Consider the following 13,644-nt stretch of genomic DNA (forward strand, 5'->3'; position numbering starts at 1 on the left):
ACCTAAATTCACATTACCGAAATATTACATTATAAAAAACAGTCCCTGAACAATAAAATATGATAAGCAATCCATTTTAATTTAACAACAAACAACACCACTAAAAAGACATTAACAAGCTACACCACAAAACAATACCCCAAACAAATCAACTGGAGACCGTACCATACAAATACCTAAACACGAGGACGCTTCAAAATAAATCAGTTATTAATTCCTATTTTCGTAATATATTTTTTTATCGGGTCGACATTTTTAGAACAGACTAAAGGAGCAACAACGTATCAAAATCAACTTTACTGATGACATTTTTTTTTCTCAACAGATTAAACTCCATACAGATGTCAAGAATATGAATCATTCCAGATAATTAAATATATACTTTTCTTCAATGCAAAGAACAAAATGGATCATCTATTGACTTCTTTTTTAAAGAATGGAGATGATAAATTATTTTATAAATGAAATAAACGTATTATCCTAAGGATAACACATCATATACTAAAACAAATCCAATGAAAAAAATTACTGAGAATCTTCTCTTTAAAGTAATCGTCGCTATCATATCAGGTATTCTACTCGGCCTATATCTCCCTGAGTCATTAGGAAGAATCTTAACCACATATAATTTTCTTTTTGATCAATTCTTAAAATTTTTGATTCCCCTAATTATCGTTGGATTAATCATTCCATCAATTGCTCAACTAGGAAAGACTGCAGGAAAATTATTATTGACAACTGTATTGATCGCCTACGCTTCAACCTTATTTGCTGGACTTTTTTCGTACACGATCAGCATGAGTATATTCCCGGCTTTACTTCAAAACCAGATCAATACAGATCTAATTACCGAAACCACCAAAACACTGAGTCCCTATTTCAAAATTGAGTTCCCACCCCTATTCGACGTCATGTCCGCCTTAGTGCTTGCATTCTGTATCGGTATTGGCTTGTCAAAATTAGAAAATTCGACATTAGAAAAGGTATTTATCGATTTTGAAAAAGTAATCAGTTTTATCATCGAAAAAATGATTATCCCCTTATTACCGTTTTTCATCCTAGGAATCTTCTACGATATGACATACACAGGTAAGGTTTTCACAATACTCCATGTCTTCATAAAAATTATCGGGATTATCTTTGTCATCCATATCCTTTTGCTTGTAATTCAATTTATCATCGCAGGGATAGCCTCTAAAAAAAATCCATTCAAATTATTAATGGGTATGTTACCTGCTTATTTTACAGCCTTAGGAACACAGTCCTCTGCAGCAACGATCCCCGTAACACTAAAGCAAGCTAAAAAACTCGGTGTTGATGAAGACATCGCTAATTTCAGCATCCCATTATGTGCAACAATACATCTTGCAGGAAGTACTCTGAAAATCGTTGCATGTGTACTTGCACTTATGATGATGCAAGGTATACCAATAGACTTTGTACAAATGATGGGATTTATCTGCATGTTAGGGGTAACAATGATCGCAGCACCAGGAGTACCTGGCGGAGCAATTATGGCAGCAATAGGTATAATCGGTAGTATGCTCGGTTTCAACGTCGAGAATCAAGCTTTAATGATTGCTTTATACATCGCAATGGATAGCTTCGGAACAGCATGTAATGTAACAGGTGATGGTGCTATAGCAATTCTATTAAATGCTATTTTTAAAAAACAAGAAAAGAATAAAGAAGAAAAAGCTAATGCTTAAGGAGAATTAATCGTGATAAACAATTTAGAATGAGAATTTCCACCCATTCTTTACCCCTTAATAGAAAGTTGTACAAGTGGGCTGGTTAAATTTTCCAGCCCATCTTGTAAATAATAAAGCATAAAACCAAGTTATCGCACAGAGCTGACTACTTCCAACTCAATTCTTAAATACAGATCAGCACTAAAGATAACAGACGGCTATTCAAACACAAACAGATAAACTAAAAATTATTAGCATATACTAACAAAAATGTTAGAAATATATTTGTTAGTTCAATCTAACTTATTACTTTTGTTGCATACCATCTAAGATTAGACTTGCTTAACTTCTAACGAATCATATTTTAAAACACACAGCCACATTAATGGTAGATGATCCATCCAATCCTGAAATATTAAGTGTGGATATCGCAAAAATATGAGCACATTTCAAAGATGAATAAATAATGAAATAATATCAAAACTATGATTGAATCAGTTATTACATACCTAGAAAGCATCGACCCTATTTTAGCCGCTCTGTATGCAACATTATTTACATGGCTAGTCACTGCTTTGGGCGCTTCATTTGTATTCCTATTTAAAAAAATGAATAAAAATGTCATGGACGGCATGTTGGGATTCACGGGCGGGGTAATGGTAGCCGCAAGTGTCTGGAGTCTCCTCATACCCGCCATCGACATGAGCGAAGGCACTGGTTTTGCACAAGTCGTCCCAGCTGTGGTCGGATTTTTAATTGGCGCGGCATTCCTATTTAGTATAGACAAAGTTTTACCTCATCTACATATCAATTTTAAAAAAGTGGAAGGAGTAAAGACCCCATGGCAAAAAACAACTTTAATGATTTTAGCCATTACACTTCATAATATCCCTGAAGGACTTGCGGTAGGTGTTCTTTTCGGGAGTGTTGCTGCAGGGATTCCAGAGGCGACAATTGCCGGGGCTGTTATCTTGGCGATTGGAATAGGTTTACAAAATTTTCCTGAAGGTATTGCAGTCGCAATGCCACTAAGAAGAATGGGCATGAGCAGACGAAAAAGTTTTTTCTACGGACAAGCATCCGCAATTGTAGAACCAATTGCCGGTGTTTTGGGAGCAATGGCAGTAGTTACTTTTACACCCATACTTCCTTATGCACTAGCATTTGCGGCCGGAGCCATGATCTTTGTAGTCGTAGAAGAAGTTATACCTGAAGCGCAACAAAATAAAAATTCAGACATCGCAACAATCGGATTTATAGGAGGTTTCATTTTAATGATGACTTTAGATGTGGCCCTAGGATAAAATTCAGTTAAGCATAAAAAAGGATCAAAATAATTAATTTTGATCCTTTTTTATTGTAGCACCGGAAATCTCAATGAAAATAGGATAAAATAACCCACAGCTAAGCTAAAGATCATAGGTTATAATTAAATAATCGAATTTTGAATAAAATCAACGGTAAAAGAATTCACAGTTAAACATGACTCTCAATTATTATACAAAAGCACTAAAACCTGTAATGCTACGTCCTACAATCAATGAATTAATTTCTTTAGTCCCCTCATATGAGTAGATAGCTTCCGCATCTGCTAAAAATCGAGCAACATTATATTCAAGTAAAATTCCATTCCCCCCCATCACCTCTCTAGCTTTAGATACAATATCACGTGTTCTTAATGAGCAAAAAACTTTTGCAAGTGATGCGTGCTCATCTTTTAAGTCGCCGTTATCCTGCATTTCAGATAAACGATAAACCAACGTCTGCATAGCCGTTAAATTAGATAGCATTTCAACCAAATGATTTTGAATCAACTGAAAAGATGCAATAGGTTTTCCAAATTGCTCTCGCTTTCGGGTATAATCAAGCGCATTTTCATAAGCTCCTCGTGCACAACCTACCGCCATCCAGGCAACTCCAGCACGTGTCATCTGCAACACTTTAGCAGTATCTTTGAAACTATTAGCATGCTGCAATCGGTCCGATTCAGGAACGACACAATCCGTCAATGTAATCAAACCATTCTGAACGATTCGCAAAGCCATCTTTCCTTTTATTTTTTCGACAGCAAAACCTGGATTTTCCCTTCGCACGATAAAGCCCTTCACTTGTCCATCATCCAGATCTCTAGCCCAAATTATCGTAATATCTGAAAAAGTACTATTTCCTATCCATTTCTTTTGACCATTCAAAACCCAGCCAGATTCAGTTTTTTTACAAGTACAAGTCAATCCCCCCGCAGCTCCGGATCCTACTTCAGGTTCGGTCAGTCCAAAAGCTCCGATCACCTTCATCTGCTGCATACGTGGCAACCACTCCTGCTTTTGCTCATCAGATCCACATATATATATTGACCCCATTGCCAATCCACTCTGTACCCCATAAAATGTCGCAATTGACGCATCGACCCGGGCAATCTCTGCTGCAATAACGCCCTCCATCAAAGAACTTCCTCCAGCACAGCCATATCCATCATAAGTATATCCGCATATATTTAAAGCTGCAAACTTTTCAATAATTTCAAAAGGAAACTCATCCCGTAACCAATAGTTATTAACAATAGGACTGATCTCCTTCTCCATAAAATCACGAACTTTCAATTGCGTAATCTTATCAGCGGTCGATAATTTTTCTTCAATATGATAAAAATCTCCATTGATCGGAGGCAACTCCTTTTTCTTGCTTGTTGCCGTCAGTAATTTCATAGCACCCTTCAATTGATTATCATCCATTTTCGAAACAGCATTCAATACCTGACCCAAGTCAATTTTTTGAGAAATCTTTTGCAATTGTTCTAAATCAACAGCTTTTAGCAGATCTAGTATATTTTTCATTTTATCAAACATAGCATCATTCTTTTAGTAACAGTTGTCTACAATTTGTCTTTTCAATATACACTATTTAAAACAGAATGTTCTATAACATCGAAAAAGACCAAATAATAATTAAAAATAAAAAACTGATTTACAAGTCATTACATAATTTTAAAAAAATAATATTTTTTTCAGGTTACCTTTTAACTTTCTAAGTATTAATGTTTAAATAACAATTTTGTTTCCATTAATTTAGAAAAATCAAAATGAAAAATTCATTCAAATTCGCTTTCTTAGGATTAGCTTTAACTGTAGCTTTCGCTTCTTGTGGTGGTGCTGAAACTAAAACTAATGCTACTGCTGACTCAGCTGCTGCTTTAGTTGATTCTGCAGCTACTGTTTTAGATTCTGCAGCTAACAAAGTTGACTCTGCTGCTGCAAAAGTTGATTCTGCTGCTGCGAAAGTTGATTCTGCTGTTACTAAAAAATAATTTTAGTACTGTCCGAAGACATAAAAGCTTGCATTTTAACGATGTAAGCTTTCTTTTAAAAAAAAGATAAAATAAACGGGTTACCTTTTCAATTTTAAGGTATAAACCTTTAAATAAAGAAATTTTAATAAAATTTAATAAAATCAAAATGAAAAATTCATTCAAATTCGCTTTCTTAGGATTAGCTTTAACTGTAGCTTTCGCTTCTTGTAATGGTACTGCAAACAAATCAGAAACTGCTTCTGATTCAACTGCTATCGATTCAGCTAACACAGTTATCGATTCAGCTAACACAGCTATTGATTCAGCTAAAACTGTAGTTGATTCAGCTAAAGTTGCTATTGATTCAGCAAAAGCTGCTCACTAATTTCAGGGAACTGATTTTAAAAATATTAAAAGCCCCACATGTTGGGGCTTTTTTTGTTATATACCTCGCATTTAAATTGATAAGCTCCTCTCATTTTTTTACCTTTGCACAAACAAAAATGTATTATGGCCTTATCATCACTTACCGCCGTATCTCCAGTAGACGGTCGCTATCATAACGCAACGCAAGAATTAGGCGCTTATTTTTCAGAATTTGCCTTAATTAAATATCGGGTTTTAGTAGAAGTTGAATATTTCATCGCTCTTTCTCAATCAGGAATTGAACAATTAAGTCATTTTGACGGCTCGTTGAATGAAAAATTACGTGATCTATATAGAAACTTTACTGAAGAAGACGCTATTTGGATAAAGAATACTGAAAAAGTAACGAACCATGATGTCAAAGCAGTTGAATACTTTTTAAAGGATCAATTTGAAAAACTTGGCCTACATGACTCTTTAGAATTTATTCATTTTGGCTTAACCTCTCAAGATATAAACAACACGGCTATTCCATACTCATGGAAAGATGCGATCGCAGCTGTCTATACACCAGCGATAGAAGAGTTGATCCAAGAATTAACAACATTATCTAGTGATTGGTCCAATGTATCCATGTTAGCACGTACACACGGCCAACCCGCGTCCCCAACACGTTTAGGAAAAGAAATCAAAGTTTTCGTGGAACGTATCCAACGCCAATTTGATCAATTAAAAGCGGTGCCTTACTCCGCAAAATTTGGTGGAGCTACTGGTAATTTCAATGCACATCATGTTGCATACCCACAGACAGACTGGGTAGCCTTTGGAAATAAATTTGTTAATGAATCTCTGGGCCTAAGTCGTTCACAAACAACCACCCAAATTGAACATTACGACAATTTTGCAGCAAGCTGTGATGCTTTCAAACGCATTAACACGATATTAATTGATTTGTGCCGCGACATCTGGACTTATGTGTCAATGGAATATTTCAAACAAAAAATTACTGCTGGTCAAATAGGATCCTCAGCAATGCCACATAAAGTAAATCCGATTGATTTTGAAAATGCAGAAGGAAATTTAGGAATTGCAAATGCATTATTTGAACACTTAGCAGCAAAATTACCTATTTCTCGTTTACAGAGGGATTTAACAGATTCAACAGTATTGCGTAATATCGGCGTTCCTTTTGCGCATACACTAATTGCAATCAAATCTACTTTAAGAGGTTTACGAAAATTGATATTAAATGAGCAGGCATTGCAAGCAGATCTAAATAATAACTGGGCAGTTGTTGCAGAGGCAATTCAAACAGTATTAAGAAGAGAGGGCTACCCTAAACCATACGAAGCTCTAAAAGATTTAACACGTACAAACACGCATGTAACGGAAGAAACAATTGCTGAATTTGTGGACAATTTAAATGTTACAGATAAAGTTAAGGCTGAACTAAAATCAATAAGCCCTTCTAGTTACACAGGTGTAAGTCTATAAGCTTTTACGCTTTAATGACTAACATCACCTGATTTTTAACTTATATTTGTCATTCGAAATAGACAAAGATTAATATGGCAACAATTAACGTATATACTGAATCCACTCCGAATCCATCGACGATGAAATTTTTGGTCAATAAGTTATTGATCAACGGCAGCTTGGATTATGCGGATAAGGATAAAGCACAAGAATCAGCTTTTGCAAAAGAATTATTCAAATTTAATTTTGTAAACGGTGTATTTTTCGCAAGCAACTTTGTTACAGTAACCAAGAGTGAAGATGCTGAGTGGACTGATATTGAAGCATTATTAAAAGACTTTATAAAAGGTGCAGTAGAGTCTGAACTTGCAGTAAAACCTATTGAACATACCGAAGATGTAGCTTTTGAAGGTTCTGATATTGAAATTAAAATTCAACAGGTATTACATGACTATGTACGTCCTGCCGTTGAACAAGATGGTGGTGCTATCGCTTATAAATCATTTAGTGATGGCGTTGTAACTGTTGAGTTACGCGGATCTTGCAGTGGCTGTCCGTCATCAAGTATCACCTTAAAATCTGGTATCGAAGGCTTACTAAAACGTATGGTTCCTGAAGTCGAAGAAGTTGTAGCTGAATCTATGTAAAAGATACAGTTATATCAAGTAAAAAGCCGTTCATAATAGAACGGCTTTTTTTTTGAATTCTTAATTTATAAACGTGATATTCATATCCATAAAATATGCATGCGATATAATTCTTGCTTATAAAAAAATGAACCATAGCCACCATACAATCAAGCTGATAACTATTATAACACACATACATAATTGGATAAGTTCATTATTTATGACTCATGAGTTAAATAAAAAACACATCTTCTAAATAGAACAAACTAGAAGACAATTTTGAATCGTTATTTTGTCCCTAAAATTTACAATTTATAACCCCTACTCTATTAAAAATGACTAACTTTACGGCTAATTGTGAAATCAATATATTAAAATGAGTGCAGATATCAATAAACTAGAACAAATTGCATCACAAGTAAGACGTGACATCGTACGTATGGTACATGCTTGCCAATCTGGCCACCCAGGTGGATCATTAGGTTGTACGGACTACTTAGTTGCTCTTTATTTCAATGCAATGAAACGTAATCCATCTTTCGATATGGATGGCATCGGTGAAGATTTATTTTTCTTATCAAATGGCCACATTTCGCCAGTTTTCTACAGTACACTTGCACGAGCAGGATACTTTGAAGTAAGCGAATTAGCTACTTTCAGAAAAATCAATTCTCGTCTTCAAGGACACCCGACTACACACGAAGGTCTTCCTGGAATTCGTATTGCATCTGGTTCACTAGGCCAAGGACTTTCTGCTGCAATTGGTGCTGCTCAAGCTAAAAAATTAAACAAAGACACAAATTTAGTCTATGTTTTAATGGGTGATGGTGAATTGCAAGAAGGTCAAGTTTGGGAAGCAGCAATGTATGCTCCTCATAATAAAGTAGACAATCTGATTGCAGCGGTTGATTATAACCGTGCTCAAATTGATGGTTCTACAGATCAAGTTCTTTCATTAGGCGATCTTCGCGCTAAATGGGAAGCTTTTGGATGGGATGTTTTAGAAGTAGCAAAAGGTAATGATATGACCTCCGTAGTTGCTGGACTTGAAGAAGCAAAATCTCATACAGGTAAAGGTAAACCAGTAATTATATTATTACATACTGAAATGGGGAATGGTGTTGATTTCATGATGGGATCTCACAAATGGCACGGTGTTGCTCCAAATAATGATCAATTAGCTTCGGCTTTAGGTCAGTTAACAGAAACTTTGGGCGATTATTAATTATATTAGATATTAGTATTTAAGACATTAGTATTTAGAAATTGACCCACAAACGTCATTTGAAGAAATCTAAGTACGAGCTATTCTATACTAACTACTCCATACTAGTAAAAAATGAAAAAATATACTTTCACAGAATCAAAAGATACCCGTTCAGGATTTGGTGCTGGATTATTAGAAGCAGGTAAACAAGACGAAAATGTTGTTGCTTTATGTGCTGATTTAATCGGATCATTAAAAATGAATGATTTTATAAATGAATTTCCAGAACGTTTCTTCCAAATTGGTATTGCTGAAGCAAATATGATGGGAATCGCAGCTGGTTTGACAATTGGTGGTAAAATTCCTTTTACAGGAACATTTGCGAACTTCTCAACGGGTCGTGTTTACGATCAAATTCGCCAATCTATCGCCTATTCTGACAAAAATGTTAAAATTGCTGCTTCACACGCTGGATTAACATTAGGTGAAGATGGTGCTACACACCAAATCTTAGAAGATATTGGTTTGATGAAAATGTTACCTGGAATGACAGTTATCAATCCTTGTGATTTCAATCAAACTAAAGCTGCAACAATTGCTGCAGCAAAATTTGAAGGTCCTGTTTACTTACGTTTTGGACGTCCGGTAGTTCCTAACTTCACTCCTGCTGACCAAGAATTTGTAATTGGAAAAGCAGTAACACTAAACGAAGGAACTGATGTAACAATTATCGCAACAGGACATTTGGTATGGGAGGCTATCCAGGCTGGTGAGCAATTAGCAGCGTTGGGCATTGATGCTGAAATCATCAACATCCACACCATTAAACCTTTAGACGAAGAAGCTATTTTAAAATCAGTTGCTAAAACAAAATGTGTAGTAACTGCAGAAGAACACAATCGTTTAGGCGGTTTGGGAGATAGTGTTGCTCAAGTTTTAGCGAAAAACTTACCAACTCCTCAAGAATTTGTAGCAGTAGATGATAGCTTCGGGGAATCAGGTACTCCTGCTCAATTAATGGAAAAATATGGTTTGAATGCGGCGGCAATTGTTGCGGCAGCACAACGTGTTATTAATAGAAAATAAAAAAACAAACATCACAACGTCAATATATGGAAGATGCTTTAATTATTTCAAAATTTGCTAACGAAAGTACGCGCGAAGAAGCATTTAATCAGCTGCTGACCAAATATCAGCAAAAAATATATTGGCATGTGAGAAGAATGGTCATTGATCATGATGATGCAGATGATGTTGTCCAAGACATATTCATTAAAGTATGGCGAAATCTGGCGAACTTCCGTGAGGATTCCCAATTATATACTTGGCTGTACCGCATCGCGACCAATGAATGTATCACATTCTTGAATAAGAAAAAACTTAAGCAGAACGTATCGTTGGATGACGATAGTTCTGCTTATTTAGCAGACTCTTTATCAAGTGGTAGTTACTTTAGTGGTGATAAAGCACAAATGAAATTACAACAAGCTTTATTAACACTTCCAGAAAAACAAAAACTTGTTTTTAACATGAAATACTTCGATGATATGAAATATGATGAAATCTCAGAAGTACTAGGAACAAGTGTTGGTGCCTTAAAAGCATCATATCATTTAGCTGTAAAAAAAATAGAAGCTTTTTTTCATAACAACGATTAAACCTTTTTTGATTTAGGCACTCTAATGATTTATAATGAAGGAAAATAACACATATCATGAGGGAATGGAAGCTAATAATCTACCCGATTCACTGCGTGTAAATCCTTTTGACGTGCCCAAAGATTACTTCAAAGATTTAAATGAATCTTTGATTGCTCAAGTCAAATTGGAATCATCACCAAAAGAAATCCGAGATGTACCCGTTGGCTATTTTGAAAAACTTCAACAAAATATCTTAGGCAAAGTAGCTGAAGAAAAGCTAAAAGATCAGATTAAAACCGATGGCTTTAGTCATCCAGATGGTTACTTTTCGTCTTTACAAAATAATATATTACTAAAAGTAACGGAAGATAATTTAAAATCTAAAGTGACTCAAGATGGATTTGAAACCCCGTCTTTATATTTCAATGAATTTAATGAGCAGATAGCCGCAAAAATAATTACGGACAATTTAAAACAAGTAGTTACTACAGATGGTTTTGAAGCTCCTAATAAATATTTTGAATCATTAACGGCTAAAATTACTAAATCGATTCATGCAGGCTTGCCATCAGATCTTCCAGCTGAAGTTCCTATTCATTCTATTAAAAGGAAAATTCCTTGGAATAAATATGCAGTAGCAGCATCTCTAGTGGCCATTTTGGGTATTGGAAGTTATTTTGGGTTCCAAAATAGCACTCAAGAACAGAAGAATCTTACACATGTGTCAGACCAGGAAATCATTAATTACCTAGCACAAACAGGAAATAGTGATGATTTATTATATGTTGCAAAATATATCGATGATGAAGACATAGTAGGAACAAATGGTAAAATTAAGGACAAAGATATTGAGGATTATCTTAAATACACGTTATAATGATGTCAAAGATTAAGAATATAATTATCATATTTTGTTTCTGTATTGTAGGTTTATCAACCACTTATGCACAGGACAATGAACGTTTTCAAATCATTGAAAATGAAAAAATTGCTTTTATTACAAGAGAATTAAATCTATCACGAAAAGAAGCTCAAGATTTTTTTCCTATTTACAATGAATATTCAAAGGAAATGTGGAATGTTAAAAAAGCTAAAACAGGAAATAGTCCTTCGAGAAATAATCTCCGTGGAAATTCTCGCGATGTCATCGCTTATGATGCAAAAGAACTAGAGATCAAGAAAAATTATCGTGAGAAATTTTCCAAAGTTATTGGAACTTCACGCTCCTCTCAATTTTTTCAAGTCGAACAGGAGTTTCGAGAATACTTGATTAAATCGCTCAATAATCGAAAAAACAATAATTAATACGCATATAAGAAGAAGTCCAAAAGACTTCTTCTTTTTTTTAAACAACTAATAAGATGCTAAATAATCGGGAACTTTTTCTGCTAAATACAGCTCAAACATCAAATTCACCAAGGATGATTGAAATAGCAAAAGCAGAAGGAGTCTATTTATATGGACCAGATGGTGAAGAATATATGGATTTGGTTTCAGGATTCAATGTCAGTAATATTGGGCATAGAAATCCAAAAGTTATCCAGGCAATCAAAGATCAGCTTGAAAAATACTTACATGTTACTGTATATGGTGAATTTGTACAAGCTCCACAAGTTGAATTTGCAACTGACTTATTAGCTGTACTTCCAAAACAATTTGAATCAGTCTATTTTACCAATTCAGGCGCAGAGGCCGTCGAAGGAAGTATGAAGGTAGCAAAGCGATATACTGGAAGAAGACAGATTATAGCAGCGAAAAAAGCATATCACGGCAGTACACAGGGAGCATTAAGCCTGATCGGAAATGAAGAATATCATACTGCATACGCACCATTACTCCCCGAAATAGAATTCATAACATTCAATAATAGTGATGACTTATCACTGATCACAGAAAAGACTGCTGCTGTAATTATTGAAGCTATACAAGGAGAAGCTGGAGTACGTGTTCCTGATATTTCATATATGCAGGCCCTCCGTAAACGTTGTAATGAAACAGGAACATTGCTAGTCTTTGATGAGATTCAAACAGGTTTTGGTAGAACTGGAAAGTTATTTGCATTCGAACATTATGATATCGTACCTGATATTCTCATGCTTGCCAAAGGTATTGGTGGCGGTATGCCTTTAGGAGCATTCATTGCATCGAAGCAAGTGATGGATGTAATCAAAGACAATCCGATGCTCGGACATATCACGACTTTTGGCGGACATCCTGTTAGTTGTGCGGCTGCAAAAGCATCTTTAGAAGTCATCAGAGAAAATCAATTGGTAGAACAAGTTGCTGAAAAAGAACAACTATTCAGAACATTATTACAACATCCTAAAATTAAAGAAATTAGAGGAAAAGGATTGATGATGTGTCTACAGCTTGAAACTTTTGAACAGGTTTATAATGTGAGTAATTATTGCGCACAACACGGAATCATGATTGATTGGTATTTACATTGTGAAACAGCATTGCGTGTAGCTCCTCCTTTGACCATCACAAACGGTGAAATTGAAAAAGCTTGTAAAATTATCCTTGAAGGTATAGAAAAATATACTTAGTTTTTTTATATTTAGTCTATCAACGTATAACTAAATATGAAAACGAATCGCAGATCATTTATTACAAAAAGTATTATTGGCGCTAGTTTATTAACTAACGCCAATTTATTTTCTGCTCAGGCTGAAAGTCTGGACAACCTAAATAAATCAAAAAGAATAAGTATACGCAAAGACGATGTAATCTTATTTCAAGGAGACTCAATCACGGATAATGGTCGGGATAGAAAAAATAAAAATGCAAATGACAACTGGGCATTAGGTTCTGGTTATGCTAATCTAGCCGCCGCAGTACTGTTAGAAAAATATGCCGATAAAAATCTCAAGATATACAATCGCGGTATCAGTGGAAATCGAATACCAGATTTACAAAATAGATGGCAAGAAGATACCATCGATATTCAACCCACTATTCTAAGTATTCTGATCGGTGTAAACGATTTTTGGAGAACAAAAGATAGTGGTGCAACAAATACACCAGAACAGTTTAAGAAACAATACCAGACTCTATTACAGCAGACCCTATCGAAATTACCGAACGTAAAGCTGATTATAGGAGAGCCATTCGGCGTTAAAAATGTACAACATGTTACAGAGGACTGGTTTCCCGACTTCGCAGGTTACCAACAAGCTTGTGTTGATATCTCAAAAGAATTTAATGCTTCATTAATTCCATATCAATCAATATTTGATCATGCCGCGCAAAAGGCCTCAGGCTCTTATTGGACAACAGATGGAGTTCACACTTCGTTAGCAGGAGCCAGTTTAATGGCAAAAGGTTGGCTCGATATTATAAAATAAAT

Annotated in this window: 14 protein-coding genes; 13 read left to right on the forward strand and 1 reads right to left on the reverse strand. The window is 35.2% G+C overall.

Annotated features, from left to right (window positions below):
• The first annotated feature begins 515 nt into the window (after nt 1-515).
• A complete protein-coding gene (locus tag EDF66_RS12210; RefSeq protein WP_132842928.1) occupies nt 516-1,709 on the forward strand; it encodes a dicarboxylate/amino acid:cation symporter in 1,194 nt (397 codons plus the stop codon).
• Nucleotides 1,710-2,176: 467 nt separating this feature from the next.
• Nucleotides 2,177-2,995, forward strand: coding sequence for a ZIP family metal transporter (locus tag EDF66_RS12215; RefSeq protein ID WP_132842930.1), 819 nt, complete (start codon nt 2,177-2,179; stop codon nt 2,993-2,995).
• A 192-nt stretch (nt 2,996-3,187) separates the two neighbouring features.
• On the opposite strand, the gene EDF66_RS12220 is transcribed toward EDF66_RS12215, so the two are convergent.
• Nucleotides 3,188-4,537, reverse strand: coding sequence for an acyl-CoA dehydrogenase family protein (locus EDF66_RS12220; RefSeq protein WP_132842932.1), 1,350 nt, complete (start codon nt 4,535-4,537; stop codon nt 3,188-3,190).
• 233 nt (nt 4,538-4,770) lie between these two features.
• Between EDF66_RS12220 and EDF66_RS12225 the strand changes: the two genes are divergently transcribed.
• The 11 genes from EDF66_RS12225 to EDF66_RS12275 all read left to right on the forward strand — a co-directional run bounded on the left by EDF66_RS12225 (nt 4,771) and on the right by EDF66_RS12275 (nt 13,642).
• Nucleotides 4,771-4,995: a hypothetical protein gene (locus EDF66_RS12225; protein ID WP_021192479.1), complete on the forward strand. Its 225-nt coding sequence runs from the start codon at nt 4,771-4,773 to the stop codon at nt 4,993-4,995.
• A 148-nt stretch (nt 4,996-5,143) separates the two neighbouring features.
• Nucleotides 5,144-5,362: a hypothetical protein gene (locus EDF66_RS12230; protein ID WP_021192480.1), complete on the forward strand. Its 219-nt coding sequence runs from the start codon at nt 5,144-5,146 to the stop codon at nt 5,360-5,362.
• 125 nt (nt 5,363-5,487) lie between these two features.
• Entirely contained in the window at nt 5,488-6,837 is a 1,350-nt protein-coding gene (gene purB, locus EDF66_RS12235) for an adenylosuccinate lyase (RefSeq protein ID WP_132770950.1), read from the forward strand.
• 74 nt (nt 6,838-6,911) lie between these two features.
• Nucleotides 6,912-7,466, forward strand: a complete 555-nt coding sequence (locus EDF66_RS12240; RefSeq protein WP_021192484.1) for a NifU family protein — start codon at nt 6,912-6,914, stop codon at nt 7,464-7,466.
• 358 nt (nt 7,467-7,824) lie between these two features.
• Nucleotides 7,825-8,673: a transketolase gene (locus tag EDF66_RS12245; RefSeq protein WP_021192485.1), complete on the forward strand. Its 849-nt coding sequence runs from the start codon at nt 7,825-7,827 to the stop codon at nt 8,671-8,673.
• Nucleotides 8,674-8,787: 114 nt separating this feature from the next.
• Nucleotides 8,788-9,741, forward strand: a complete 954-nt coding sequence (locus EDF66_RS12250; RefSeq protein WP_132770951.1) for a transketolase family protein — start codon at nt 8,788-8,790, stop codon at nt 9,739-9,741.
• A 26-nt stretch (nt 9,742-9,767) separates the two neighbouring features.
• The gene (locus EDF66_RS12255; RefSeq protein ID WP_021192487.1) at nt 9,768-10,313 is read left to right on the forward strand and encodes an RNA polymerase sigma factor; all 546 of its coding nucleotides are present in this window, start codon (nt 9,768-9,770) and stop codon (nt 10,311-10,313) included.
• Between the two features lie 34 nt (nt 10,314-10,347).
• Complete coding sequence (locus EDF66_RS12260) at nt 10,348-11,172, forward strand: hypothetical protein (protein WP_132842934.1); 825 nt, start codon at nt 10,348-10,350, stop codon at nt 11,170-11,172.
• The gene (locus tag EDF66_RS12265; protein ID WP_021192489.1) at nt 11,172-11,600 is read left to right on the forward strand and encodes a hypothetical protein; all 429 of its coding nucleotides are present in this window, start codon (nt 11,172-11,174) and stop codon (nt 11,598-11,600) included. Before EDF66_RS12260 ends, EDF66_RS12265 begins: the two co-directional genes overlap by 1 nt.
• A gap of 56 nt (nt 11,601-11,656) precedes the next feature.
• Entirely contained in the window at nt 11,657-12,844 is a 1,188-nt protein-coding gene (locus tag EDF66_RS12270; RefSeq protein ID WP_132842936.1) for an aspartate aminotransferase family protein, read from the forward strand.
• Nucleotides 12,845-12,880: 36 nt separating this feature from the next.
• Complete coding sequence (locus EDF66_RS12275) at nt 12,881-13,642, forward strand: SGNH/GDSL hydrolase family protein (protein WP_132842938.1); 762 nt, start codon at nt 12,881-12,883, stop codon at nt 13,640-13,642.
• Nucleotides 13,643-13,644: the final 2 nt, after the last annotated feature.

Source organism: Sphingobacterium sp. JUb20 (assembly GCF_004342035.1).
In the GTDB taxonomy this organism is placed as follows: domain Bacteria; phylum Bacteroidota; class Bacteroidia; order Sphingobacteriales; family Sphingobacteriaceae; genus Sphingobacterium; species Sphingobacterium anhuiense.

Bases quoted from the DNA above. Each gene is read 5' to 3' on its own strand.
- EDF66_RS12240 (WP_021192484.1), top strand. From the start codon at position 6,912: ATGGCAACAATTAACGTATATACTGAATCCACTCCGAATCCATCGACG.
- purB (WP_132770950.1), top strand. From the start codon at position 5,488: ATGGCCTTATCATCACTTACCGCCGTATCTCCAGTAGACGGTCGCTAT.
- EDF66_RS12215 (WP_132842930.1), top strand. From the start codon at position 2,177: ATGATTGAATCAGTTATTACATACCTAGAAAGCATCGACCCTATTTTA.
- EDF66_RS12220 (WP_132842932.1), bottom strand. From the start codon at position 4,537: ATGTTTGATAAAATGAAAAATATACTAGATCTGCTAAAAGCTGTTGAT.
- EDF66_RS12260 (WP_132842934.1), top strand. From the start codon at position 10,348: ATGAAGGAAAATAACACATATCATGAGGGAATGGAAGCTAATAATCTA.
- EDF66_RS12230 (WP_021192480.1), top strand. From the start codon at position 5,144: ATGAAAAATTCATTCAAATTCGCTTTCTTAGGATTAGCTTTAACTGTA.
- EDF66_RS12275 (WP_132842938.1), top strand. From the start codon at position 12,881: ATGAAAACGAATCGCAGATCATTTATTACAAAAAGTATTATTGGCGCT.
- EDF66_RS12255 (WP_021192487.1), top strand. From the start codon at position 9,768: ATGGAAGATGCTTTAATTATTTCAAAATTTGCTAACGAAAGTACGCGC.
- EDF66_RS12210 (WP_132842928.1), top strand. From the start codon at position 516: ATGAAAAAAATTACTGAGAATCTTCTCTTTAAAGTAATCGTCGCTATC.
- EDF66_RS12270 (WP_132842936.1), top strand. From the start codon at position 11,657: ATGCTAAATAATCGGGAACTTTTTCTGCTAAATACAGCTCAAACATCA.
- EDF66_RS12265 (WP_021192489.1), top strand. From the start codon at position 11,172: ATGATGTCAAAGATTAAGAATATAATTATCATATTTTGTTTCTGTATT.
- EDF66_RS12225 (WP_021192479.1), top strand. From the start codon at position 4,771: ATGAAAAATTCATTCAAATTCGCTTTCTTAGGATTAGCTTTAACTGTA.
- EDF66_RS12245 (WP_021192485.1), top strand. From the start codon at position 7,825: ATGAGTGCAGATATCAATAAACTAGAACAAATTGCATCACAAGTAAGA.
- EDF66_RS12250 (WP_132770951.1), top strand. From the start codon at position 8,788: ATGAAAAAATATACTTTCACAGAATCAAAAGATACCCGTTCAGGATTT.